This window comes from Microbispora sp. ZYX-F-249 (genome assembly GCF_039649665.1).
In the GTDB taxonomy this organism is placed as follows: Bacteria; Actinomycetota; Actinomycetes; order Streptosporangiales; family Streptosporangiaceae; genus Microbispora; species Microbispora maris.
Genome location: NZ_JBDJAW010000043.1, coordinates 1 through 23,058, shown reverse-complemented (window position 1 = coordinate 23,058; position 23,058 = coordinate 1). Strand labels below are relative to the sequence as shown.

The following is a 23,058-nucleotide window of genomic DNA, read 5'->3' as shown; positions in this document are numbered from 1 at the left end:
CACTACAGCTGGTAGGTGGAGTTGATGACGGCGCCCTTGCGGGCGTAGTGGATCAGGGCGTCCTGCACGTCCAGCGGATGCGTCGGGATCACGCCCTCGATGAGGTCCTCCTCGCGGGCGCCGTGCAGGGACAGGCCGAAGCGGCAGCAGTAGACCTTCCCGCCCTCGGCGATGAACGTCTTGAGCTGGTTGTTGATGTTGTGCTCGCCCGGGAACGCCGAGTTGCCGGTCGTCGGGAAGCCGCGGGTGGCCAGGCAGTTCAGCGAGCCCGGGCCGTAGAAGTAGATGGCGGTCTCGAAGCCCTTGCGCAGCGCCCGGGTGGCCTGCAGCACGGCCACGAAACTGACCGACGACTCGTGCGCGATGCCGTGGACGAGCGTGAAGTACGACTCGCCGTTCTCGGCCTTGTAGTCGGGGAACACCTTGGTGCTGCCGTAGATGCTGGAGCCCTCGGGCAGGGACGGGTGGGGGATCTCCTCGATGCTCTTCTTCTCGAGGTCGGTCATGTCGACGGACATCTGCTGCTCCTTCGGGTAGAGGTGGGTCAGTCGTAGAGGGAGGCGAAGGTGTCGTGGAAGACGAGCGCGCCCAGCTCGCCGTCCCCGGCCGCGGCGTGCATCCGGGCGTGCTCGCCCGCGAAGTCGCCCCACGGCTGGTCGCTGGCGAACAGCACGCGGTCGTGGCCGAGGCCGCGCCGCTCGATCTCCCGGGCCAGCCAGTAGGGTGCGAAGCCGATGGCCCAGGACAGATCGGTGTAGACGCGCTTGCCGGCCGCGATCCAGTCGAAGAACCGGGAACCGGCCAGCTTGATGTGGCCGCTCATCCCGCCGCCGAAGTGCACGAGGTGCACCGGCACGCGGTCGGCGTACCACTCGACCAGGTGCCCGACCTCGTCGACGTCCGAGGCGGCGCCGGGGGAGGTGTGGACGTGGACGACCAGGCCGTGGCGTTCGGCCGCCGCGAAGATCCGGTCGAGCCCCGGACGGCAGGCGGGGTCGGCGGGGCGCCCGCCGAGCAGGAAGCTCAGCTTCAGCGCCCGCACGCCCCGCTCGCCCGCCAGGCCGAGGGCGCGGGCGGTGCGTTCCTCGTCGCGGGGCAGCGGCGAGACCCACAGCCCGGCGCGGATCCGGTCGTCGGCCTGCGCGGCCTCCAGCACGAGATCGTTGAGGGCGAAGGCGACCGCCGGGTCGGGCACGCCGTAGTTGGGCAGCACCAGCGCACGCTCGGTGCCCTCCGCGTCGAGGTCGGCGATCAGTTGCTTGACCGTGGCCCGCGCGGTGACGTCGGGGTTCACCGCGGGGCCGCCGTAGAAGGGATGCGCGGGCAGCACGCCGATGTGGCGGTGCGCGTCGAAGACCATGTCGCGGACCATGGGACTCACCCGACCGGGAGTGCGGGGGACAGTTCGGCGGGCGTGCCGGTCAGCGCGCCGCAGACGTCGGCGAGCCGCCGGGATGCCTCGATGTGGCCGGCCAGGAACTCGGCGTCCCGGCCCACCGCCTCGAACCGGCCGGAGCCCCAGGTGTGCTGCCAGGGCAGCCCGAGGAAGTAGAGCCCGGGACAGCTCGTGACGCCGCGCCAGTGCATCGGATAGCCCCGGCCGTCGAAGGCGGGGATCTCGATCCAGCGGTGGTCGCGGGTGAACCCGGTCGCCCAGACGACCGAGGTGATCCCGGCCGCCGCCAGGTCGAGGGCGCGTACCGGCTCGCCCGGTTCCCAGACCGGCACGTAGCGGGGCTCGGCGGGGGCGTCGACGCCGCGCGTGGCGATGTACGCGTCGATGGCGTCCTTGATCCCCTCGGCCACGGCGTCGGCCCGGTCGAGGTTGTCCTTGAGGTCGCCCGCGAACTCCAGCGTCGTGCCGGTCGCGCCGGTCAGCCGGCCGTACAGGCGCATCCCGTCGCGGGCGAAGGCCCGCAGGTCGATGTCGCGCCCGCCATCGCGCCCGGTGACGTAGTGGTTGGCCCGCAGGCGTACGGCGTCCGCGTCGTCGAACTCGTCGATGCTTTTGGCGTAGTGGCCCATGTCGTGCAGCCACGCCACGCAGTCCCTGCCCCGGTAGAAACGGGCGACCCGGGGCGCGCTCCCGACGGCGAGGTGGACCTGGCGCCCGGCCAGATGCAGATCCTCGGCGATCTGGCAGCCCGACTGCCCGGTGCCGATCACGAGGACCGCGCCCCGGGGAAGCCGCGCGGGACGGCGGTACCGCGAGGAGTGGATCTGCGTGATCCCCGCGGGCAGTCGTTCGGCCAGCCGGGGGACGGACGCCGCGTGGTAGGGGCCGGTGGCCACCACGACCTGGTCGGCGGTGAGGTCCCCGGCGGTGGTCACGAGTTCGAACGTCCCGCTCGCGGCCCTGCGTAAGCGGGTGACGCGCACGCCCTCGGCGAGCGGGGGCCCGAAGGAGGCGGCGTAGTCCTCCAGGTAGCGGACGATCTCCTCGCGGACCATGAAACCGTCGGGGTCGGGCCCGCGGTAGGGGAAGCCCGGCAGGTCGCACTGCCAGTTGGGGGTCACCAGGCAGAAGGAGTCCCAGCGGCGCTCGCGCCACTCGTGGCCGACTCGCTCCGCCTCGACGACGACGTGCTCGATGCCGCGCCGGCTCAGGCAGTGGCTGACCGACAGCCCGGCCTGGCCGCCTCCGACGACCGCGACGGGATAGTGCGCCCCGGCGATCCGCGGTGTGCTGATTTCCGCCACCGATTCCATGACGGCCACTTCAGTCCGGCGGGGTTTCCGGACCGCGGCATCCGGAATAAATGGCCGTTACCGGTGCGTCACCCCGCGGTCCGTCAGGTGATGAGGCGGTGGCCGCCGGGGCTCAGGGAGTTCAGGAACAGCCGGTCGGCTCCGGGGAGGGAGGCCAGCCGCAGCAGCCAGTCGCGGGCCGTGATGCGCAGGCGGCTGGACGGCGCCATCCAGGGGAGGAACCGCCGGCCGAACGACTGGACGTCGGCGACGACCGGCCGCATGCGTTCGGCGTACCGGTCGAGGGCGGGGGACAGGTCGCCCGAGGAGGCCGCGCGGAGCTCGCCGGCGAGCACCCATGCCGCGGCGATCGCGAGGGACGCGCCGTGCCCGGCGAACAGGGAGACCGCCTGACAGGCGTCGCCGAGCAGGACCACCCGGCCGCTGCTCCAGTGTGGGGCCTCGACCTGCGTCACCTGGTCGTAGTAGAGCTCGGGCGGCTGCGGGCATCTGTCCAGCACCTCGGGCAGGATCCAGCCGAGGCCGCCGAAGTGGCGGCGCAGCGAGCCGGCCGGGTCGGCGGGGACGGCGGGATCGGGCTCGCGGCGCAGGAACAGCAGGGCGAGCCGGTCCCCGCCCACCGCGTAGGCTCCGGCCATGAGACCCGGCACGGTCAGCATCCGGTAGCGCGCGCCCACCCGCCGGCTGAGCTCCTCGTCCTCGACCACGTACGCGGCCACGTGATGGCCGAGGTAGCGGATGAAGCGGTCCTCGGGACCGAAGACCAGCTCCCTGACCCGTGAGTGCACGCCGTCGGCGCCGACCAGCAGGTCCACCTCGTGGCGGCTGCCGTCGGTGAGCTCGACGCGGACGCCTTCGTCACCCTGGCCGACGGCCGCGACCGTCGTGCCGTACCGGACCGGCGCGCGCACCTGCTCGGCGAGCACGCGGGCGAGGTCGCCCCGCAGCAGGCTGACCACGTCGGCGTACCCCGCCTCGACGGCGAGGCGGCTGGTCTGGCGCCCGGCACCGTCGACGTAGCCGATCTCGTGCACCGGGTGGCGGACCTCCTCCAGCCGGGGGCGCAGGCCCATCCGGCCGGCCGCCTCGAGTCCGGGGCCGTAGAAGTCGATCATGTATCCGCCCTCGCGGAACGCCGGGGCGCGCTCGGCCAGTTCGACGTCCCAGCCCGCGCGTTCCAGGTGCCATGCCAGGGCGGTCCCGGCTATCCCGGCACCGCAGATGATCGCTCTCATGCGCTTGATCCCTTCTCGTGTCCGCCGGTGCGCACCATGGCCCGCAGCGGCCCGGCCAGAGCGGTGAGGTCGAGAGCGGGGTCGAGGCCGCGGTGGAGCATCAGGCCGTCCACCGCCGCGACGAGGACCGCGGCGGCCGCCTCGGCGTCGCCCGCGTGTCCTCTGCCGCGCAGCCAGGCGGCGATGCGGGCGCGGGAGACGGCGACGATCTCCTGCAACTGCTCCCGGAGATCGGGCAGCCGGGCGGCCGCGAGGTACATCTCCACGATCAGCAGCGAGGCCGGATCGGTTCCCGTGTACCGCGACAGCTCGCCCAGCAGCCACTCGACACCGGCCTCGGGGCCGGGCTGCTCCGTCAGCCGCCCGGTCAGCTCCTCCAGCATCCCGCGCGCGGCGCCCGTCGAGGCCGCGATCAGCAGGTCGGTCAGGGACGCGAAGTGATAGTGCACGACCCCGGGGGCGACGCCGGCCCGCTCGGCCACCATCCGCGTGCTGACGCCACCCCAGCCGACCTCGGCGATCAGGGCCGCCGCCGCGGCGAGCAACCGCTGCCGCGTGGTCCTGCCCCGGTCCGCGGACGCCTCCGCCATCTCTCACGTGCTCCCTTCAGATTTCGTACGACCGCCCTGGGCGGACGCCTTGGACGACTGCCCAAAAAGCATATCCGGGACATGAGGTCGCTGTCACTGGGGATGGCCGGATACGTATGGCGGACCCGGGCGTCGAGGGGAGTGACCGATCATGATGCCGAGGGCACCGGCGCCGTGATCGTCACGGTGGTTCTCGGCCTCGCGGCCGCGGCGTTCCTCGGGCTGGGCTGGGTCGCACAGCAGCACGTCGCCTACACCGAGCCGCTGGGCGAGATGCTGCACGTCCGGCTGCTGTTCGACCTGGCGCGCAAGCCGATCTGGCTCGCCGGGATCGCCGCGATGGTCGGCGGGCAGGTGCTCGGCGGGCTGGCCCTGCGGGGCGCCGACGTGGCCTCCGTGGAGCCGCTCCTGGCGACCAACCTCATCTTCGCCCTCGCCTCGGCGGCCCTGATCTACCAGGAGCGCCTGGGGGCCGCGGAGTGGGTGGGGGCGGTGCTGGTCAGCGGCGGCGTCGCCGTCTTCCTCCTGGCCGGGCGTCCCCATGGCGGCGGGATGCCGGCGTCGGACACCATGCTCTGGGCCGCGGTGCTCATCGTGGCGGGCGTGGGTGCGGGCATGGTCGCGGTGGCGCTGCGGATGCCGCTGCAGGCCAAGGCGATGCTGCTCGCCGGGGCGGCGGGGGCGTTGTACGGCCTTCAGGACGCGCTGACCCGCGGGTCCCTGCTGACCCTGGCGCGGGGACCGGCCGCGCTGTTCACCTCCTGGCAGCCCTACCTGCTGCCCGTGATCGCCGCGACCGGCATCCTGCTGAACCAGAGCGCCTTCGACGCCGCGCCGCTGCGGATCTCGCTGCCCGCCACCACCGCGACCGAGCCGATCATCGGCATCGTCCTGGGAGTGGCGATCTTCGGCGAGCGGCTGCACGTCGATCCGCCGGCCCTCGCGGGCGCGGTCGGCGGTCTGGTGGCGCTCGTGGCGGGCATCGTCATCCTCGGCCGCTCGCCGTTCCTGGCGAAGTCGGAGCAGGGGCAGAACGCCCCTCCCGCCAGGAGGTGACCGGCATCGCGGGATGAAACGTGCACGATGCTCCCCTTGGCCGTCGCGGTGAAACGCGAGGTCGGAGACGTTGGAGCCTTGACCGTAGTTGGTCGAGTAGTCAAACAAAAAGCGGTGAACTAGCATCGCGCGTCAGGGAGCGCTCCCCATCTGGCCCGGAACCCCCCACCGGAAGATGGAGACCCAACAGTGCACGCGCATTCACATTCCCGGATCCGCCGCTGGGCCCTGCGCCTCACGGCCCTGCTGACCGCGTCGATCACCTGCCTGGTCACCTGGGCGGGCGTGGCCTCCGCCCACGGGTCGATCGTGGACCCGGCCTCCCGCAACTACGGCTGCTGGCAGCGCTGGGGCAGCGACTTCCAGAACCCGTCCATGGCCCAGCAGGACCCGATGTGCTGGCAGGCGTGGCAGGCCGACACCACCGCCATGTGGAACTGGAACGGCCTCTACCGCATGAACCTCGGCGGCAACTTCCAGACCTCGATCCCGAACGGCCAGCTGTGCAGCGGCGGCCACGCGGAGAACGGCCGGTACAACGCCATGGACGTCCCCGGCGCGTGGAAGGCGACGGACGTCCGCAACAACTTCACGATCAAGCTGTGGGACCAGGCCGGGCACGGCGCCGACTACCTGCTCGTCTACGTCACCAGGCAGGGCTTCGACCCGACCCGCCAGGCGGTCGGCTGGAACGACCTTCAGCTGCTCACTAAGACCGGCAGGTACGCCCCCGGGCAGTACTACTCGGTCAACCTCAGCACCTCCGGCCGCAGCGGCCGGGCCGTGGTCTACACGATCTGGCAGGCCTCCCACATGGACCAGACGTTCTTCTTCTGCAGCGACGTGAACTTCACGGGCTGACGGCCACATGGCGGGGCCCCGCCGGACGCTCCACGTCCGGCGGGGCCCGCGTGTGCGGCTACCGTGTACGGCTCACTGGGCGGGCACGCCGTGCGCTCCACCGGCGTGGGCCGCCGGGGCGGCGGCGGTGCGCGCGGCCGCCGCGGTGGTGCGGCTGTCCGGGCCGGGCAGGTCCCGGCTGAAGGCGTAGACCACGGCGGCGGTGGCGATCGCGCCGGTGTTCAGGGCGAGCGCCTTGTCGTTGACGTTGGCGATGGTGTCGCAGGCCTGGTGGTAGCAGGGGTCGTACGCCTCGCCGGCGGTGCCGCCGAACAACGTCTGCTCCTGCGGCGTCTTGACGCCCTCCGCGCCGGTGAACAGGCCGCCGGACGGGATGCCCGCCGCGATGAAGGGACCGTAGTCCGACCGGCCGTCGAAGTCGGTGCCGTTGTGGCTCTGACGGATCGTGTCGAAGTACTTCTCGAAGAGCTTCTCGATCTCGTCGGAGCCCGCGGGACCGGGGCCGGCGCCGGTGGCGTCGGAGTCGTCGCCGTCGTAGATCTTCAGGGCGTAGTTCGGGGAGCCGATCATGTCGAAGTTCAGGTACACCCTGATCTTCGCCAGGTCGGCGGGGGACAGGCTCGCGACGTAGTGCTCGGAGCCGAGCAGGCCCAGCTCCTCCGCGCTCCAGAAGGAGAAACGCAGCTTGTTCCTGGTCGGGATCTTGCCGAGCGTGGTGGCGACCTCAAGGATCGCGGCGCTGCCGGAGCCGTTGTCGTTGATGCCGGGACCCGCCAGCACGCTGTCCAGGTGCGCCCCGAGCTGCACCACCTTGTTCGGATCTCCCCACCGGGAGTCGGCGATCACGTTGTGGGTCTTGCGGATCTCGCTCGTGGTGTCGGTCTTCACCCGCACGGACGTGCCCGCCGCGGACAGCTCCTCGCCGACCGCGAAGCTCACGCCCACGACGGGGACGTGCACGGTGGGCTCGCCCAAAGTGCCCTGCAGGGTGGCGGTGCGGCCGGCCTGGCCCTCGTTCATGATGATCACGGCCGAGGCGCCGGCGGCCTGCGCGTTCTCCGCCTTGACCTGGAAGGTGCAGGTGCCGCGCTGCACCAGCGCGACCGCGCCGGCGGGGAAGCCGGCGAAGTCGGCGGCCTCGCAGCCGGAGGTCGACGTGTTGGCCTCCGCTCCCGGCGGCAGCACGAGGTCGACGCCCCGGACGGCCGCCGTCACGTCGCCCGACCCGGAGTAGGTCATCGTGGCGAAGTCGCCGACGGTGCTGCCGTCCGGCGGGGTGGCCGCGTACGTCTTGGCGGAGGGCGCGGTCCGCTGCAGGACCGCGGTGGAGTTCTCCTTGAAGAACGGGAAGTCGAACTCCTGCAGGGTCACCGTGTAGCCGGCCTTCTTCAGCGCACCGGCGACGTAGTCGCGGGAGGCGACGAAGCCGGGAGTGCCGGCGGCGCGGGTGCCGCCGTTGGCGTTCGCGATGTCCTGCAGCTTGCGCAGGTGCTTCTTCACCGCGGACGCGACCACGGTCTGCGCGATTCGCGCCGGATCGGGGTCGGCGTTGGCCGGCGCGGCCGGCAGGAGGGGAAGCACGAGGGCGGACGCCGCGGTGGCGACGACGGCCCGCATGCCGAGCGAGGCGCGCATTGGGCTCTCCTCCGGGTCCAATGACGGTCCGAACGGTTCCAGTTGACAGGCCCCCCGATGGACACTGATCGGGAACTTAACCGGGATTGACCGATCGGGGAAGGCCCTGTTTTCTGGCCCGCCGGGGTATTGCGCGGGCCCGCTCCCTCGTCGTACGCCGGGCGTACGCCGGCTCAGCGGTCGGACTCGGATGCCCAGGACTCGGATGCCCAGGACTCGGATGCCCAGTCGAGCAGCCTCTCCGCGGTGTCCCAGCGGCGGCTCGCGACGTTCTCGCCGAGGATGATCCCGATCAGCCGGCGGCCTCCCCGGTCGGCCGCGAAGGCCAGGCAGAACCCGGCGGCGTTCGTGGATCCGGTCTTCACACCGATGGCGCCCGGCAGGCCGAGCATGTGGTTGGTGTTGTACCAGTCGTACCGGCCGTCCTCGGTCGCGTGGTGGCGCGTCGAGGTGATCTCGGTGAACACGGGGTTCCGGAGTGCGATCTCCGCGAGCCTCGCCTGGTCGCGGGCGGTGGAGTAGCCGTCGCCGCGTGAGGTCGGCAGCCCGTCGGCGTTGACGTAGAGGGTGTCGTTGAGGCCGAGTTCGCGCGCGGTGGCGTTCATCTTGTCCACGAAGCCGGGCACCCCGGGGCCGTACGCGCGGGCCAGGGCGTGCGCGGCGTCCGCGCCGGAGGGGAGCATCAACGCGTACAGCAGGTCGCCGACCGGCAGGGTGTCGCCGGGTTCGAGGTCGGCCGTCGTGCCGTCGTTGTTCCAGGCGTACTCGAGGTCCTCGCGCTTGACCTTGACCTCGTCGTCGAGGTTCGCCTCCCGCAGCACGATGTACGCGGTCATGATCTTGGTCAGGCTCGCGACCGGCATGCGCTTGCCGGCGTTCTTGTCCAGGAGGTCCTGCCCGGTCGTGGCGTCCCACAGATAGACGGCCCGCCCGTGCACGCGCGGCGGCGCGTACGCGTGCCCGGAAACGTGCTGCACCACGCCGGGAGAGGCCAGGGCGGGAGGGGCGAGAACCGGTGACGCCACCCCCGTGACCAGGGCAAAGGCGGTCATGGAAACACCAAGAGAAAGCTTTCGGGCGAACATGCGAATCAGCGTGCCATGACTATTCGGGCGCATTGGGCGAGAATTCGCAAAATGTCGGTAAAGCGGCCAAACGCGTGTGATTTAGGAGGTTTAGCGGGGCGTTCCGGGCGATCGGGCGTGACCTGTACGGTTCCGCTGACCGGGATCGCGCTCCGCTCGTCACGGGGCGGCGGGACACGATGACGCCGACACCCCCGACACGAGAACGAGAGAGCGCATGGGAACTCCGGTCATCGTCGATGCCGCGCGGACGCCGTTCGGGCGCCGGGGCGGGTGGCTCTCGGGGCTGCACGCGGCCGAGCTGCTCGGCATCGCGCAGCGCGGGGCACTGGAGCGCCTCGGCCTCGACCCCGAACTGGTCGAGCAGGTGATAGGCGGCTGCGTCACCCAGGCGGGGGAGCAGTCCGGCAGCGTCACCCGCACCGCCTGGCTGCACGCGGGCCTGCCGGAGCAGACCGGCGTGACCACGATCGACTGCCAGTGCGGCTCGGCCCAGCAGGCCGTGCACCTGATCGCCGCGCAGATCGCGGCCGGGGTGATCGACGCCGGCATGGCGTGCGGCGTCGAGGTGATGTCCCGGGTGCCGCTGATGGCCAACATCGGCGAGGGCGTCGGCAGGCCCCGGCCGGACTCGTGGGACCGCGACATGCCCGCGCAGTACGTCGCCGCCGACCGGATCGCCCGCCGCCGCGGCTTCACCCGCGAGCGGCTCGACGCCTTCGGGCTCCGCTCCCAGGAGCGGGCCGCGCGGGCGTGGGCCGAGGGCAGGTTCGACGGGCAGATCATCCCCGTGACCGTGCCGGGCGAGGACGGGTTCGCGACCGTCACCAGGGACCAGGGGCTGCGGGAGACGAGCACGGAGGCGCTGGCGAGGCTCAAGCCGATCCTGGACGGCGGCCTGCACACCGCCGGGACCGCGTCGCAGATCTCCGACGGCGCGAGCGCGGCCGTGCTGATGGACGAGGACCGGGCCCGCGAGCTGGGCCTGCGCCCGCGCGCCCGCATCGTGGCGCAGTGCCTGGTCGGCGCGGAGACCGAGTTCCTGCTCGACGGCCCGGTGAAGGCCGCAGAGAAGCTCCTCGCCCGCACCGGCATGAAGATCGAAGACATCGACCTGTTCGAGGTCAACGAGGCGTTCGCCTCGGTGCCCCTGTCGTTCGCGCAGGTCCACGGTGTCGACCAGGACCGGCTCAACGTGAACGGCGGCGCGATCGCGATCGGCCACCCCGTGGGCGCGACCGGCATCCGCCTGATCGCCGCCGCGATCGGCGAGCTGGAGCGGCGCGACCAGGAGACCGCCATGGTCGCCATCTGCGCCGGCGGCGCGCTGGCCACCGGCGCGATCATCCAGCGGGTCTGACCGGGCGCCCCCGGCATGCCGCCACGGCACGCAGAGTGGAAGGCCGGAAATCCGTCGCGAACGATCCCCTCAGCCATTCGGTCAGCCATTCGGCGAGAGTCATGTTCTGTGGCGTCAGCGCGGAGCGGTCCAGTCCGGTATCCGCCTGATCCGGCCGCGGATGAGGACCCATCGGGTCCCATATCCACATCGGGCCCGCGGGATCGCGGCAATCCACGAGCGACCAGATCGCGGTCCCCCAATAGCACAGCCAGGCGAAGCCGGGAGGGACGCGAGGATTCCGCCCGGCGGTCCATACCTCATAGTGGAAAACGATCCCGGTCCCTTGATAAGCATCCGGCGGGGGCATCCCCAGAATGCCCCCGCCCGGGCCCACGCCTCCATTGGCCACCTCCAGGTACAGCCGGCGGAGCAACGGAGGCAGGGAGAGCCCCATCGCCCCTTCCGCCTCGATGACCGCCGCCGAGGACGCGGGCGGGGGCAGGCAGGGCAGCGTGGACACGGCCGCGATGATCTCGTCGTCCGTCAGGCACTCGGGTGGGGTGTATGCCAGCTCGCCGGGACACACGTCGAACGATGCCCGGCGTTCCGCGACGGAAAAGAGACCCGATGTCTGAAACGCGTCCTCGAGGTTGCCGTTGAGTGACTCCGTGAGCCATTCGGCCAGGGTCATGTTCTGAGGAGCGAACAGGGGTTCATCGGAGTCACCGATGTTCGGATCCCATAACCACATCGGCCCGGCCGGATCCCGCGAATCCATGACGGACCAGATCCCGCACCCCCAGTCGAACAACCAGAGCATGCCGGGGAACTCGTCACATGAATCCCGATTGAAGGAGAGGATGTCGGCCGCTTCGGCATGGTGCTCGTATTCGCTCCCGGCCACCCCCAGCACCCCGTCGCGCGGGCCGAAGCCGCCATTCGCGGCTTCGAGATACAGACGGCGGAGCAACGGAGGCAGCGGGTGCCCGATGAACTGTTCCACCTCGTCGACCGCCTCGGGCGATGCGGGAGGGAGAAGACCGGGGATCGCGCGGATGGCCTCGACGAGCTCGTCCTCAGTCATATGGGCCATCCGCCTGTCCCTCCTGGTTTATCGCCCTTCCCATGATCCCGCACGCGTACGGGCGGATCAGCCGCCGAGGACGGCGGGGGCGAGGCGGGCCCGGTGCCAGGCGGCGTCACCGAACAGCTTCGCCGCCGAGTGGGCCCGCTTGAAGTACAGGTGCGCCTCGTGCTCCCAGGTGAAGCCGATGCCGCCGTGCAGCTGGATGGTCTCGGCCGCCACCGCGGAGAACGCCTCGGCGCAGTACGCCTGCGCCGCCGCGGCCCGCACCGGCAGGTCGGCGGCGTCCCCGGCGAGCGCGCGGGCCGCGTCGTAGCTCATCGACCTGGCCGACTCGACCAGCACGTAGAGGTCGGCCAGGCGGTGCTTGACCGCCTGGAACGAGCCGATCGGCCGGCCGAACTGCTCCCTTGTCTTCACGTACTCCAGCGTGATCTCCAGGCAGCGGGACGCTCCGCCGAGCTGTTCGGCGCTCAGCGCGGTCGCGGCCACCGCGAGCAGGCGTTCCAGCACGCCGTGCCCGTCGGTGCTCAGGAGCCGCGCCGGGGCGCCGTCGAACGTCACGCGCGCCTGCGGCCGGGTCCGGTCCAGCGTGACCAGCGTCTCGGCCCGCACACCCGGAGCGGTGGACTCGACGGCGTACATGCCGAGGCCGCCCTCGGGGGTGAGGGCGGGCACGACGAACAGGCCGGCGCGGGCGCCGTCGAGCACGTGCTCCTTGACACCCGTGAGCAGGCCGTCGGCCACGCGGGCGCGGATCGCCGCCGGATCCCACGTGCCGCCCTCGGCCCAGGCGAGTGCGCCGACGAGGCCGCCGCCGGCGATCCCGGGAAGGTCGCCGGTCGCGCCGCAGGTCAGCAGCGCGTCGGCGGTGAGCACGGCCGAGCCCAGGTAGGGCACCGTGGCGAGGGCGCGGCCCAGCTCCTCGCACACCACGTGCGTCTCGGCGTAGGAGAAGCCGGCTCCGCCGTGCTCCTCGGGAACGGCCAGGCCGAAGGCCCCCACCTGGTCGGCGAGCAGCCGCCAGACGGTCTCGTCGTACTCCGGCGTCTCGTCGGGCGCCGGGCGGGCCGCGGGGTTGCGCTCGAGCAGGGCGCGTACGGTGCGCCGCAGCTCTTCCTGCTCGTCGGTGGTGAACATGGCCCTTATTCTAACAACCGTTTGGTAGAGTGTCAGCTGTGACTGAGACGTTCAGGGCAGAGGCACGGGCCTGGCTGGAGGACAACCTGTCGGGCGCGTTCGCCGGTGCCCGGGGCCTGGGCGGGCCCGGCCGCGAGCACGAGGCGTTCGACGTACGGCTGGCCTGGGAACGGCACATGGCCGAGGCGGGCTGGACCTGCCTGGGCTGGCCCGAGCAGTATGGCGGACGGGGCGCGAGCGTCGAGGAGCAGGTCGTCTTCCACGAGGAGTACGCGCTGGCCGGCGCGCCCGCCCGGGTCGGTCACATCGGGGAGAACCTGCTCGGCCCGACGATCATCGCGTTCGGCACCGACGAGCAGCGCGCCCGCTTCCTGCCGCCGATCGTGGCCGCCCGGGAGCTGTGGTGCCAGGGCTACTCCGAGCCGAACGCCGGGTCCGACCTGGCCGGCGTGCAGACCCGTGCCGAGCTGGACGGCGACCGCTGGCGGGTCACCGGCCAGAAGGTGTGGACCTCCCTGGCCATGGAGGCCGACTGGTGCTTCGTGGTCTGCCGCACCGAGCCGGGGTCGGCGCGGCATCACGGCCTGTCCTACCTGCTCGTGCCCATGCGGCAGGACGGCGTGGAGATCCGTCCCATCGTGCAGATGACGGGGACCAGCGAGTTCAACGAGGTGTTCTTCGACGGCGCGGTGACGGACGCGGCGAACATCGTGGGCGCGCCCGGCGACGGCTGGAAGATCGCCATGGCGACGCTCGGCTTCGAGCGCGGCGTGGCCACGCTCGGCCAGCAGGTGGGCTTCCGCCGCGAGCTGGAGGCGGTCATCGCGCTGGCCCGCAGGACGGGCGCCGTCGACGACCCCCTGCTGCGCGACCGGCTCGTCCGCTCCTGGATCGGCCTGGAGGCCATGCGCCTCAACGCCGTGCGCACGATGGCGGGCATCGCGGCGGGCGCGCCCGGCCCGGAGTCGTCCATCTCCAAGCTGGTGTGGGGCGTATGGCACCGCGAGCTCGGCGAGCTGGCCATGGACGTGCTCGGCGCGGCCGGCATGGTCGCCGACGGCCCGCCGTACGACCTGAGCGACGAGCAGCGGCTCTACCTGTTCTCCCGGTCCGACACCATCTATGCCGGCTCCAACGAGATCCAGCGCAACATCATCAGCGAGCGCGTGCTGGGCCTGCCCCGCGAACGCCGGTAACGGATACGTATTCCTGCCGATGCGCGGGAGGGCGGCAGGTATCTAGCGTCGGGGACGCCGACGACACCCCGAGGTGAGCCATGCGTGTGCCGAGCGTGTTCCTGCCCGTGTTCCTGTCCGCCCTCCTGACGTCCTCCGCCCTCACCGTCCCCGCCAGGGCCGCCGACGCGGCGGCCAACCCCCCGGCGTCCGCCGTCGACGTCGTCTACCAGCGGGCCCGTTTCGGCCCCGGCCTGCGCGAGGGCGTGAAGGCGGGGAACACCCTGTCCTTCGCCGCCCCCGTGGGCACGATCTCCTACACCGACGCGCTCGGCACGAAGACCTGGGAGTACGCCCGGTGGACCGGCGCCGAGCGGCCCATCGGGTTCGCCGCCACCGAGCTGGTGGCCTCCTGGAACGCCGACGTGCCCGCGGGCAGCTGGCTGCAGGTCGAGATGCGCGGCCGCCACGCCGCCGGGCAGACCAAGTGGTACGTGCTCGGCCGCTGGGCGTACGGCGACGAGGACATCCGCCGCACGTCGCTGTCCGGGCAGCGGGACGCCGACGGCACCGTCTCGGTCGACACGTTCGTGGCCGCGGCGGGCAAGGCGATCACCTCCTACCAGCTGCGCGTCACGCTCTACCGTGCGCCGGGCTCGGCCGCGAAGCCGGTCGTGCGCGCGCTCGGCGCGATGGCGTCGGCCGTGCCGGACCGGCAGACCGTCCCGGTGAGCCCCGGCGGCATCGCCTGGGGCGTGGAGCTGCCCGTGCCCCGCCGCTCCCAGAACGTCCACGAGGGCCACTATCCCGAGTGGGACGGCGGGGGAGAGGCGTGGTGCAGCCCGACCTCGACCACCATGGTGCTCGGCTACTGGGGCAAGTGGCCCAGTAAGCAGGAGACCTCCTGGGTGAACCCCTCCGACCCCGACCCCGAGGTCGACTACGCCGCCCGGTACACCTACGACTACGCCTACGAGGGCGCGGGGAACTGGCCGTTCAACACCGCGTACGCGGGCCGGTACGGGCTGGAGGGCTTCGTCACCCGGCTCCGCTCGCTGACCGAGATGGAGCGGCTGATCCGGGCCGGCATCCCGGTGGTCACCTCCCAGTCGTTCAAGGCGGAGGAGCTGCCCGGCGCGGGATACAGCACCAACGGTCACCTCATGGTCATCGTCGGCTTCACCGCCGACGGTGACGTGATCGCCAACGACCCCGCCTCGCCGGACAATGACGCGGTGCGCCACGTCTACCCGCGGGCCAACTTCGAGAACGTCTGGCTCCGCAGCACCGGCAGCGGCGGGGTCGTGTACGTCATCCACCCGAAGAACCGCCCCCTGCCCCCCACGACGCCGGGACTGCCGGCCAACTGGTGACGCGGAGCACCACCTATAGTCAGTCGGGTGACTGACTCGACGAGTGCCCGGGTGCGGGCCGCGAGCGCCAAGCGGCGGCGGCTGACGGCCGCCGCCGCCGAGGTCGTGCACCGGCAGGGCGCCGAGCGCACGACCATCGCCGACATCGCCCGCGCCGCCGACGTCCCCGTGGGCAACGTCTACTACTACTTCAAGACCAAGGACGAGCTCGTCGCCGCCGCGCTGGACGAGCACGCCCGGCACCTCGGGGAGCTCACCGAGCGGCTGGAGCGGCTGCCGGACCCGCGCGATCGGCTCAAGGGGCTCGTGGAGGCGTGGGTCGGCCAGCGCGACGTCGCGGCACGGTACGGCTGCCCGACCGGCACGCTCGCCGCCGAGCTGGACAAACGCGACGAGGGTGGCCTGGACGCGGAGGCGGGCAAGGTCATCCGGCTGCTGCTCGACTGGGTCGAGCAGCAATTCCGCGAGCTCGGCCTGCCCGAGCCCGACGGCCTCGCGCTGACCCTGGTGGGCGCCTACCAGGGCATGTCGCTGCTGGCCAACGCCCTGCGCGACCCCGGGATCATGACGCGTGAGGGGGCCCGGCTGCTCGCCTGGATCGACTCACTGGAGGCCTGAACCGGTGTCGCGGTGCGCGATCCGCGCCCACGCGGCGATCACCTCGCCGTCGTGGTCGTGGCCGTGCCCCGCCGGCGCGTCCACCACACGTTCGGGTCCGAGGGATGCTGCAGGTAGACGACCCGCGGCCGCTTCCACGGCGACGCCGGGACGTCCAGGTCCGAGGGCCGGTTGGCGAAGCGCACGGTCTCGCCGTCCCGGTAGACGGGCTCGCGCAGGTCCCGGTCGCCGCCGAACGCCGACTCCGCGCCGAACGCCCCCAGGCTCTCCTCGAAGACCAGCAGTGCGGGCCGGTGCCCCGCGGCGAACTGCGCGGCCGTCGCGGGGAACCATCGCCCGAGGAGACGGCCCAGCGCCCGCGCCGGACCCGCCGCCGTCCCGTGCGGTTCCACCCCGCGCGCCACCGCACCCTGGTCCGCGTCATGGTGTGAACCGGGATCCGGGCCGCGGCCGGGCGTACGCGCGCGCCGGCGATCACGCCCACCAGGTATCCGGTGGCGGACAGCACGCCCGCGATGATCCCCCGCAGCGTCCAGGGGCGGGGCAGCAGCGACGGCGTGAGCGACAGGCAGAAGAAGGCCGTGGCGAGGACGATCCCGGCCGTGTCGAGCGGCGCACCGAGCCGTACCCGCCGCCCTTCCCCCATCGGGCCCCCGATCCCCGTGCCTTTCGGAGCAGGCAGGCTATCAAGGTCATGAATGGGTCACGGCGCGGGTGGGGGAGCGTCCCGGTCATCGGGAGAAGCACGGTCCGGCCCCGGGCCGCGCCGATAGCGTCCCGGCGTGAGCGGAGCGATGAAATACGCCGTGCTGGCCCCGGTTGCGGCGAACACGACAGCCGACCCCGAGTGGATCGCGGGCTTCGCCCGGCACGCCGAGGCGTGCGGGTTCGAGTCCGTCGTGGTGGTCGAGCACACGGTCGTGATCAGCCGCTACTCCAGCGTCTACCCCTACGACAGCTCGGGCCGGATGGAACTGCCCGACGACTGCGACATCCCCGACCCGCTCGACCTGCTCGCCTTCCTGGCCGGCCGTACGAGCCGGATCGGGCTGGCGACCGGTGTCCTGGTGCTGCCCAACCACCATCCGGTCGTGCTGGCCAAGCGCCTGGCGACCGTGGACGCGCTGTCCGGCGGGCGCCTGCGGGTGTGCGTGGGCATGGGCTGGATGAAGGAGGAGATCGAGGCCTGCGGCACCGACTTCGCCACCCGGGGCCGCCGGGCCGACGAGCAGATCCGCGTGATGCGCGCGCTGTGGGCGGGTGGCGGCCCGGACGGCGTCGACCACGGCGTCGACCACGGCGTCGACCACGGCGTCGACCACGGCGTCGACCACGGCGTCGACCACCATGGCGAGTTCTTCCACTTCGACGGCGCGATGACCTACCCCAAGCCGGTCCGCGGGACCGTGCCGGTCCACATCGGCGGGCACAGCGTCGCGGCGGCCCGGCGCGCCGGACGCCTGGGCGACGGTTTCCAGCCGCTCGGCGTCGTGGGAGACGACCTGCGCAGGCTGCTCGGCGTGATGCGCGCCGAGGCCGAGGCGTGCGGGCGCGACCCCGGAGCGCTGGAGCTCACGCTCGGTCACCTGGTCTCCCGCATCACCCCGGAGAAGGCCGCCTCGCTGGCCTCCCTGGGCGCCGGCCGGATCCTGCTTTCCCCCACCCCGACGGCCGACCTCGCGGCGGCGACGGACGAGCTGTCGGCCTGCGCCGCCCGCCTCGGGCTGACCCCGAGGTGAGCACGGGATGAGCACGATGACCCTGGACACGGCCGACGCCGTCGCGCTGGCCGACCTCGTCGCCCGGTACGCGTGGTACGCCGACCGGCGCGACATCCCGCGCCTGACCGGGCTGTTCACCCCCGGCGGGGTGCTCGTGCTACCGGATCCGCCGCGCGCGCTCGACCCGGTCGCCGCGCGTACGGGCCACGACGAGATCGCCGGCGCGATGGGCGCGCTGCGGGACCTCACCATGACCTTCCACGCGATCGCCGGGCAGGTCTTCGACGCCGGGCCGGAGCCCGGCACCGCCACGGGCGCGGTGGCCTGCGTGGCCCATCACCTGTCCGTACGGGCTGACGGGCCGTCCGACCTGGTCTGGCACCTGCGGTACGCCGACACCTACCGGCGGCACGACGGCGCCTGGCGCATCGCCCGCCGCGAGGTGCGGATCGACTGGATCGAGACCAGGCCGGTGCGGCGCGTACGCGGCAGGGAGGGGGAGCGATGACCGTCTCCGTGGTGACCGGGGGCGCGCTGGGCATCGGCGGCGCGGTCAGCCGCAGGCTCGCCCGCCGCGGCGACCTGGTGGTGCTCAACGACATCGACGCGGAGGCGGCCGAGCGGGCCCGCCGCGACATCGAGGCCGCCGGCGGGCGCTGCGTCACGGCGATCGGCGACGCAAGTGACGAGGAGACCGCCGACCGCGTACGGGACGCCGCGCTGGACGCGGGCGGCGGCCGGGTGGACGTGCTGATCAACAACGTGGGCGACTTCCGCCCGGCCGCCAGGACGTTCCTGCGCAGCACCCCCGCCCAGTGGCAGCGGCTGTACGAGCTGAACCTCCGGCACGTGTTCACGCTGACCCACGCCATCCTGCCGGTGATGGTCGAGCAGGGCTCCGGCTGCGTGGTGAACAACTCCACCGTGGAGGCGTTCCGCGGCATCCCCGGCCACGCCGTCTACTCGGCGTACAACGCGGGGGTGTCGGCCTTCACCAGGAGCCTCGCCGTGGAGGTCGGCCGGTACGGCGTGCGGGTCAACGCGATCGCGCCCGACCTCGCCGACACGGAGCAGACGCCGGCGAGCGCGATGCTGCGCGGGCGAGACCCGGGGCTGGTCCCGCTGTGGGTGCCGCTCGGCCGGTTCGGCGAGCCCGACGACTACGCCGCCGTCGTGGAGTTCCTCGCCTCCGACGAGGCCCGGTTCGTCACCGGCCACACCATCCCCGTGGACGGCGGCACGCTCGCCGCGTCCGGGTGGTACGGCCGGGCCGACGGCAAGGGCTGGACCAACATGCCCGACCGGCCCTGAGACGTCCGGCTAGCGTCGCCGAAGGAGCAGGGTCGTGGCGATGGCGACCTGCACGGGGTCCAGTGCCGTCTTGCCGTCGTCCACGTCCCACAACGCGTTCTGCAGCACCCGGCCGAGGGTCCAGCCGGCCGCCCGCCGCCGGTCGAGTCCGACGACCTCGGTCAGCAGGTCGAAGCGGCGGAGCACCGCGCGGGCGACGTCGCCGGTGGCCGCCACCTCGTCCCACCGGTTGTCCAAGGCGGGCAGGAGCTCGAATCCGGGATCGCCGGCCAGCGGTTCCGGATCGATGGCGAGCCAGGGTTCGCGCTCCCCGGCGAGGACGTTGTCGTAGTGCAGGTCCCAATGCAGCAGGCGGTCGCCGGGCTCACCGGCCAGCTCGGCCACCGCCGACGCGCAGGCGTGCACCAGCCGCCGCTCGCCGGGGTCGCGCAGTGCGCGTACGGCCCGCGGGACCTGGTCGAGCATGGCGGCGGCGATCCCGGCCAGCCCCCGCACCCCCTCGGGCGCGGGCACCGAGGTCAGGCGGGCCAGCAGCTCGGCCAGGATCTCCAGGGCCGTGATGTCGTCGGCCACCGAGGACAGGGGCCGGGCCGCGTCGAGCCGTTCCAGCAGCTGCGTGCCGCTCCGCTCGTCATGGTCCAGCAGGCGCACGACACCGTCGCCGTTCCACGCCCGCAGGCCGTCGGCCACGCCGGCGGTCTCCTCCCGGAGCCGCTGCAGTTTGAGCACGGCGGGTGTCCCGTCGGCCCGCAGCACGGGCACGACCAGCGACGCCATGCCGTGGGCCGCGGGGCCGTCGGGCCGCAGCCCCCAGCGTTCCAGGAACTCGCCGCCCAGGCGGGGCAGCCCGGCGATCCAGGCGCGCTCCTCGGCGCCGTGCGCGCCGTAGGAGGCGGCGAACGCGCGGGGAACCTCGATGCGGAATGAGGTGGTCATCGATTCTCCTTCGAGTCAGCGTGGATGAGCGAAGGAGAACCGCGGAGGGGCCCGAGCACCGGGCGGACGTCAAAGCATGCCCCCACCCTACCGGGCGGCACCGGGGCTCAGCCGGGCTGGAGAACCCCGAAGTCGCCGGCCGACATCGTCATGTCGAACACCCGGGACGTGAGCATCCAGCCCTCGCTCGTGCGCTCCCAGTGGTCGTCGTATTCGCCGAAGCACTCGTAGAAGCGGCCCTCGTACGCCCCGGCGCCCTGGTGGTAGACCCGCGCGTACGTCAGCGACCTGGCCCGGTCGCCGTCGATCTCGACGCGGTGGTTGCCCAGCAGGTGCTGGGAGGGGCCACAGCCGCCGAGATGCGCCCGGATCGTGGCGACGATCTCCGCACGTCCCCTGCGGCGGTAGCCGGTGGCGTCCGGGGTGAAGATGCCCGCGATCGCGTCCCAGTCGCGCCGGTCGAGCGCCGCGGCGAGCCGGGCCAGCCGCTCGGCGATCAGGTCACGGTCGTTCACGCGGGCCTCCCGGCCACGCCGTCCGCCAGCAGCCGCGGGGACTCCGGCCGCCCGTCGAGCACGCGCGCGGTGCGGTTGACCACCCGCCAGCCCTCCGGGCCGCGGCGCAGAGTCCAGTGGTGGGCCGTGGCCCGGCGCAGCGTGAAGCCCTCGGGCCGGTTCACCACCATCAGCGAGTAGCCGATCGCGGTCGCCTCGTCGCCGGACACCGTGACGTGCGGCGCGCCGTTGAAGTGCGCGCAGCCGCCCGCGATCCAGCCCTGATGGGCGTCGGAGCGGACCATGGCGGCGATCTGCTTCCGCCCGCGCATCAGCAGCTCGTCCACGTCGTAGACGCCGTCGGGCTCCCACAGCTCGGCGACCTCGTCCGCGCTGCCGCTGTCCACCAGGGGGCCGTAGGAGAGGATGAGCCGGGTCACCTCCCGCTCGTCCTCCAGCATCCGGACCCGCTCCTCCAGGCGGGCCAGCCGCCGTTCGGCGTCGGTCCCGGTCATCGCCGTGTCAGCCATCGGTCCTCCCGAAGTCGGCGCCCATCGCGGTCGCGAGGGCGTGCAGCGCCTCCAACTGCTCCCGGTAGTGCTCCGCCGACGTCGCGGCGACGGTGACGCCGGTCACGGTCGCGCCGGCGTCGCGCACCCGCTCCAGCGCGCGCCGTGCGGCGTCGGGAGCGCCGAGGGGGTCCACCGGGCGTCCGGCGGACAGGACGACGTCGAAGGCGTCCGGCAGGTCCGCCTCGCGAACCATCGACGCGAGCGTGTCCAGGGGCAGTCCGAACGGCACCCACCCGTCGCCGTAGGTCGCGGCCCGTAGCAGCGACCGTGAGGTGCGGCCGCCGATCCACAGTGGCACCCGCGGCTGCACGGCGTGCGGCTCCACCACGAATCCCGAGAAGTCGTAGAACTCGCCGTGGAACCGCGGCTCCCGCTCCGAGAGCGAGGCGCGCAGGGCCTCGATGGCCTCGTCGGCCCGTGCTCCCCGGCCCTCGAACGGCGCGCCGAGCAGCTCGAACTCCTCCTTGAGGCTGCCCACGCCCAGGCCCAGCGTGAGCCGTCCGCCGCTGACGCGGTCGAGCGTGCCGTACCGCTTCGCGATGGCGAGAGGGTGGTGGTAGCCGAGCACCAGCACCTGGGTGACCAGCCGGATCCGCCGCGTGCGGGCGGCGAGGTAGCCGAAGGTCGCCAGCGGATCCCAGTAGACGGCGCCGCGCTCGGCGGCGATGCCGGCCGGGACGGCCACGTGCTCGCTGCAGGTGAGGTGGTGGTAGCCCAGCCGGTCGGCGGTCTCGGCGATCCGGGCCAGATCCTCCACTCCTGCCTCGCGCTCCCAATCGGAGTGGACCCCGGGCAGCCGGACCACCACAGGACTGACGATGCCGATCCGCACCGGCGCACCTCCACATCGATCGGGAACAGGGCCTCACGTCGGGAAACACGCGTGGCAGAAATCTTTCTAGTGGAGGGGCACGCCCCTGCCGCCGCTCGTCCCGCTGACCGGAACCGGACAGAGGGCAACATAAGGGGATGTCTCTTCCCCCCTTTTCAGGGGCGCTGAGCGTTGCTACATTCCGAAGCAAGAATTCATTTCAGTTTTGGGAGGTGTGATGACCGCTCTCCGGGCCGAGCAGGAGGCGACGACGCCCGCGCGGCGAGAGCTGCCGCCGTCGATGGTCGAACGGATGACGCTGATCATGGACGCGTTCACCGGTCGCTCCACTCGTCTCACCCTCGAGGACGTGGCGCGCTGCACGCACCTCCCGCGCTCGACGGCTCATCGCATCCTCGACCAGCTCGTACGGCTGAACTGGCTGGACCACACGTCGTTCGGCTACAGCCTGGGCAAGCGGGCACTCGGGCTCGGCGGCCGGGACGGCAGCCACGGCGAGATCCGCGAGGCGGCCGCGCCGCTGCTGCACAACCTGCAGATCAGGACCGGGATGGTCGTCCACCTCGCCGTGCTCGACGGTGCCGAGGTCTTCTACCTCGACAAGGTCGGCGGGCGGTTCGCTCTGTCGGTGCCGTCCCGCGTCGGGGGCCGGGCTCCCGCCCACTGCACCGCCCTCGGCAAGGCGATCCTCGCCTGGCTGGAACCCGAGCAGGTCGAGGCGCTCATCGACGGGCACATCAGCCGCCTGACCAACCGGACGATCGGCGACATCGGCACCCTGCACCAGGAGCTCAACCGCATCCGGCAGCGCCGGGGTCTCGCCTTCGAGCGAGGGGAGTGCTTCCCCGACATCTCCTGCGTCGCCGCCGCCGTGCGCGGCCACGAGGGGCCGGTCGCCAGCATCTCCCTGGTCGGCGACGCCCGGACTCCCCTGGAGAAGGTGGCCCCGCTCGTGGTCGACGCCGCGCGTCAGGTCTCGCTCGCCCTGTTCCCCGACCTGGAGTCCCAGCGCAGGTCCCGGGCCGTCCACCGCGTGCCCGACCGGACCTGGTCCCCGGAGACCATGAACCGCCTGCTCGCCGTCGGCCAGAACGGCGACTGGCTCTGATCCGCCTGCCCTCATTCGCCGGCCCTGATCCGTGTCCTCCGCTACATGTCAGGTTCGCAGCCGCCTGGTCCGGGCTGGGCGGGCCGGGTGGTAGGTGAAGGCCCAGCGGTCTGTGCCGACCCTTTGGCGGGTGTAGCGGTCGGGGTTGTGGTAGCGGTCGCGGTTGTGGAACTGGCAGGCG

General features: G+C 72.4%; 24 protein-coding genes and 1 pseudogene. 10 read left to right on the top strand and 15 right to left on the bottom strand.

Annotated features, from left to right (window positions below; translation table 11 throughout):
- Positions 1 to 2: 2 nt before the first annotated feature.
- From AAH991_RS33585 to AAH991_RS33565, 5 genes are all read right to left on the bottom strand, one after another.
- Positions 3 to 518: an MSMEG_0572/Sll0783 family nitrogen starvation response protein gene (locus tag AAH991_RS33585; RefSeq protein ID WP_346229950.1), complete on the bottom strand. Its 516-nt coding sequence runs from the start codon at positions 516 to 518 to the stop codon at positions 3 to 5.
- 26 nt (positions 519 to 544) lie between these two features.
- A complete protein-coding gene (locus AAH991_RS33580; protein WP_346229949.1) occupies positions 545 to 1,372 on the bottom strand; it encodes an amidohydrolase family protein in 828 nt (275 codons plus the stop codon).
- A gap of 5 nt (positions 1,373 to 1,377) precedes the next feature.
- Positions 1,378 to 2,709: an MSMEG_0569 family flavin-dependent oxidoreductase gene (locus AAH991_RS33575; protein WP_346229948.1), complete on the bottom strand. Its 1,332-nt coding sequence runs from the start codon at positions 2,707 to 2,709 to the stop codon at positions 1,378 to 1,380.
- An 83-nt stretch (positions 2,710 to 2,792) separates the two neighbouring features.
- Positions 2,793 to 3,944 carry an FAD-dependent monooxygenase gene (locus AAH991_RS33570; protein WP_346229947.1) on the bottom strand — a complete coding sequence of 384 codons (1,152 nt, stop codon included), beginning with the start codon at positions 3,942 to 3,944 and terminating at the stop codon, positions 2,793 to 2,795.
- On the bottom strand, positions 3,941 to 4,534 hold the full coding sequence (locus AAH991_RS33565; protein ID WP_346229946.1) for a TetR/AcrR family transcriptional regulator: 594 nt from the start codon (positions 4,532 to 4,534) through the stop codon (positions 3,941 to 3,943). Before AAH991_RS33565 ends, AAH991_RS33570 begins: the two co-directional genes overlap by 4 nt.
- Before the next feature lie 141 nt (positions 4,535 to 4,675).
- Here AAH991_RS33565 and AAH991_RS33560 point away from each other — a divergent pair, with 141 nt between their 5' ends.
- The gene (locus AAH991_RS33560) at positions 4,676 to 5,590 is read left to right on the top strand and encodes a DMT family transporter (RefSeq protein WP_346229945.1); all 915 of its coding nucleotides are present in this window, start codon (positions 4,676 to 4,678) and stop codon (positions 5,588 to 5,590) included.
- Positions 5,591 to 5,779: 189 nt separating this feature from the next.
- A complete protein-coding gene (locus AAH991_RS33555) occupies positions 5,780 to 6,451 on the top strand; it encodes a lytic polysaccharide monooxygenase auxiliary activity family 9 protein (RefSeq protein ID WP_428834059.1) in 672 nt (223 codons plus the stop codon).
- A gap of 72 nt (positions 6,452 to 6,523) precedes the next feature.
- On the opposite strand, the gene AAH991_RS33550 is transcribed toward AAH991_RS33555, so the two are convergent.
- Both AAH991_RS33550 and AAH991_RS33545 read right to left on the bottom strand, forming a co-directional pair.
- The gene (locus AAH991_RS33550; RefSeq protein ID WP_346229944.1) at positions 6,524 to 8,086 is read right to left on the bottom strand and encodes a M28 family metallopeptidase; all 1,563 of its coding nucleotides are present in this window, start codon (positions 8,084 to 8,086) and stop codon (positions 6,524 to 6,526) included.
- Positions 8,087 to 8,259: 173 nt separating this feature from the next.
- Positions 8,260 to 9,138 (bottom strand): D-alanyl-D-alanine carboxypeptidase family protein, encoded by an 879-nt coding sequence (locus AAH991_RS33545; RefSeq protein ID WP_346229943.1) that lies wholly within the window; start codon positions 9,136 to 9,138, stop codon positions 8,260 to 8,262.
- Positions 9,139 to 9,388: 250 nt separating this feature from the next.
- On the opposite strand from AAH991_RS33545, the gene AAH991_RS33540 reads away from it, so the two are divergent.
- The gene (locus tag AAH991_RS33540) at positions 9,389 to 10,531 is read left to right on the top strand and encodes a steroid 3-ketoacyl-CoA thiolase (protein WP_346229942.1); all 1,143 of its coding nucleotides are present in this window, start codon (positions 9,389 to 9,391) and stop codon (positions 10,529 to 10,531) included.
- On the opposite strand, the gene AAH991_RS33535 is transcribed toward AAH991_RS33540, so the two are convergent.
- Positions 10,515 to 11,597 carry an SMI1/KNR4 family protein gene (locus AAH991_RS33535; protein ID WP_346229941.1) on the bottom strand — a complete coding sequence of 361 codons (1,083 nt, stop codon included), beginning with the start codon at positions 11,595 to 11,597 and terminating at the stop codon, positions 10,515 to 10,517. The two genes, AAH991_RS33540 and AAH991_RS33535, sit on opposite strands and share 17 nt — an antisense overlap.
- 66 nt (positions 11,598 to 11,663) lie before the next feature.
- Entirely contained in the window at positions 11,664 to 12,737 is a 1,074-nt protein-coding gene (locus AAH991_RS33530; RefSeq protein WP_346229940.1) for an acyl-CoA dehydrogenase family protein, read from the bottom strand.
- Between the two features lie 38 nt (positions 12,738 to 12,775).
- Between AAH991_RS33530 and AAH991_RS33525 the strand changes: the two genes are divergently transcribed.
- The 3 genes from AAH991_RS33525 (at position 12,776) to AAH991_RS33515 (ending at position 15,903) form a co-directional block, all read left to right on the top strand.
- Positions 12,776 to 13,933: an acyl-CoA dehydrogenase family protein gene (locus AAH991_RS33525; RefSeq protein WP_346229939.1), complete on the top strand. Its 1,158-nt coding sequence runs from the start codon at positions 12,776 to 12,778 to the stop codon at positions 13,931 to 13,933.
- Positions 13,934 to 14,013: 80 nt separating this feature from the next.
- Positions 14,014 to 15,285, top strand: a complete 1,272-nt coding sequence (locus AAH991_RS33520; protein WP_346229938.1) for a C39 family peptidase — start codon at positions 14,014 to 14,016, stop codon at positions 15,283 to 15,285.
- 27 nt (positions 15,286 to 15,312) lie between these two features.
- Positions 15,313 to 15,903, top strand: a complete 591-nt coding sequence (locus AAH991_RS33515; RefSeq protein WP_346229937.1) for a TetR/AcrR family transcriptional regulator — start codon at positions 15,313 to 15,315, stop codon at positions 15,901 to 15,903.
- Positions 15,904 to 15,941: 38 nt separating this feature from the next.
- Here the strand turns inward: AAH991_RS33515 and AAH991_RS33510 are convergent, their stop codons facing one another.
- Both AAH991_RS33510 and AAH991_RS40570 read right to left on the bottom strand, forming a co-directional pair.
- The gene (locus tag AAH991_RS33510) at positions 15,942 to 16,307 is read right to left on the bottom strand and encodes an alpha/beta-hydrolase family protein (RefSeq protein WP_346229936.1); all 366 of its coding nucleotides are present in this window, start codon (positions 16,305 to 16,307) and stop codon (positions 15,942 to 15,944) included.
- A 41-nt stretch (positions 16,308 to 16,348) separates the two neighbouring features.
- A pseudogene (locus AAH991_RS40570) lies at positions 16,349 to 16,549 on the bottom strand (alpha/beta-hydrolase N-terminal domain-containing protein); the annotation flags it as partial.
- A gap of 136 nt (positions 16,550 to 16,685) precedes the next feature.
- On the opposite strand from AAH991_RS40570, the gene AAH991_RS33505 reads away from it, so the two are divergent.
- Genes AAH991_RS33505 through AAH991_RS33495 form a run of 3 tightly spaced genes read left to right on the top strand, consistent with a single transcriptional unit; the run spans position 16,686 to position 18,935 of the window.
- On the top strand, positions 16,686 to 17,642 hold the full coding sequence (locus AAH991_RS33505; RefSeq protein WP_346229935.1) for an LLM class F420-dependent oxidoreductase: 957 nt from the start codon (positions 16,686 to 16,688) through the stop codon (positions 17,640 to 17,642).
- Between the two features lie 7 nt (positions 17,643 to 17,649).
- Positions 17,650 to 18,132 carry a nuclear transport factor 2 family protein gene (locus tag AAH991_RS33500; protein WP_346229934.1) on the top strand — a complete coding sequence of 161 codons (483 nt, stop codon included), beginning with the start codon at positions 17,650 to 17,652 and terminating at the stop codon, positions 18,130 to 18,132.
- Positions 18,129 to 18,935, top strand: a complete 807-nt coding sequence (locus AAH991_RS33495; protein WP_346229933.1) for an SDR family NAD(P)-dependent oxidoreductase — start codon at positions 18,129 to 18,131, stop codon at positions 18,933 to 18,935. Before AAH991_RS33500 ends, AAH991_RS33495 begins: the two co-directional genes overlap by 4 nt.
- 9 nt (positions 18,936 to 18,944) lie before the next feature.
- On the opposite strand, the gene AAH991_RS33490 is transcribed toward AAH991_RS33495, so the two are convergent.
- From AAH991_RS33490 to AAH991_RS33475, 4 genes are all read right to left on the bottom strand, one after another.
- Positions 18,945 to 19,871 (bottom strand): aminoglycoside phosphotransferase family protein, encoded by a 927-nt coding sequence (locus AAH991_RS33490; protein WP_346229932.1) that lies wholly within the window; start codon positions 19,869 to 19,871, stop codon positions 18,945 to 18,947.
- A gap of 107 nt (positions 19,872 to 19,978) precedes the next feature.
- Positions 19,979 to 20,386 (bottom strand): nuclear transport factor 2 family protein, encoded by a 408-nt coding sequence (locus tag AAH991_RS33485; protein WP_346229931.1) that lies wholly within the window; start codon positions 20,384 to 20,386, stop codon positions 19,979 to 19,981.
- Positions 20,383 to 20,895, bottom strand: coding sequence for a nuclear transport factor 2 family protein (locus AAH991_RS33480; RefSeq protein ID WP_346229930.1), 513 nt, complete (start codon positions 20,893 to 20,895; stop codon positions 20,383 to 20,385). The genes AAH991_RS33485 and AAH991_RS33480 overlap by 4 nt, the downstream gene beginning before the upstream one ends.
- The gene (locus tag AAH991_RS33475; RefSeq protein ID WP_346229929.1) at positions 20,888 to 21,769 is read right to left on the bottom strand and encodes an LLM class F420-dependent oxidoreductase; all 882 of its coding nucleotides are present in this window, start codon (positions 21,767 to 21,769) and stop codon (positions 20,888 to 20,890) included. Before AAH991_RS33475 ends, AAH991_RS33480 begins: the two co-directional genes overlap by 8 nt.
- A gap of 217 nt (positions 21,770 to 21,986) precedes the next feature.
- On the opposite strand from AAH991_RS33475, the gene AAH991_RS33470 reads away from it, so the two are divergent.
- A complete protein-coding gene (locus tag AAH991_RS33470) occupies positions 21,987 to 22,877 on the top strand; it encodes an IclR family transcriptional regulator (protein WP_346229928.1) in 891 nt (296 codons plus the stop codon).
- Positions 22,878 to 23,058 lie beyond the last annotated feature (181 nt).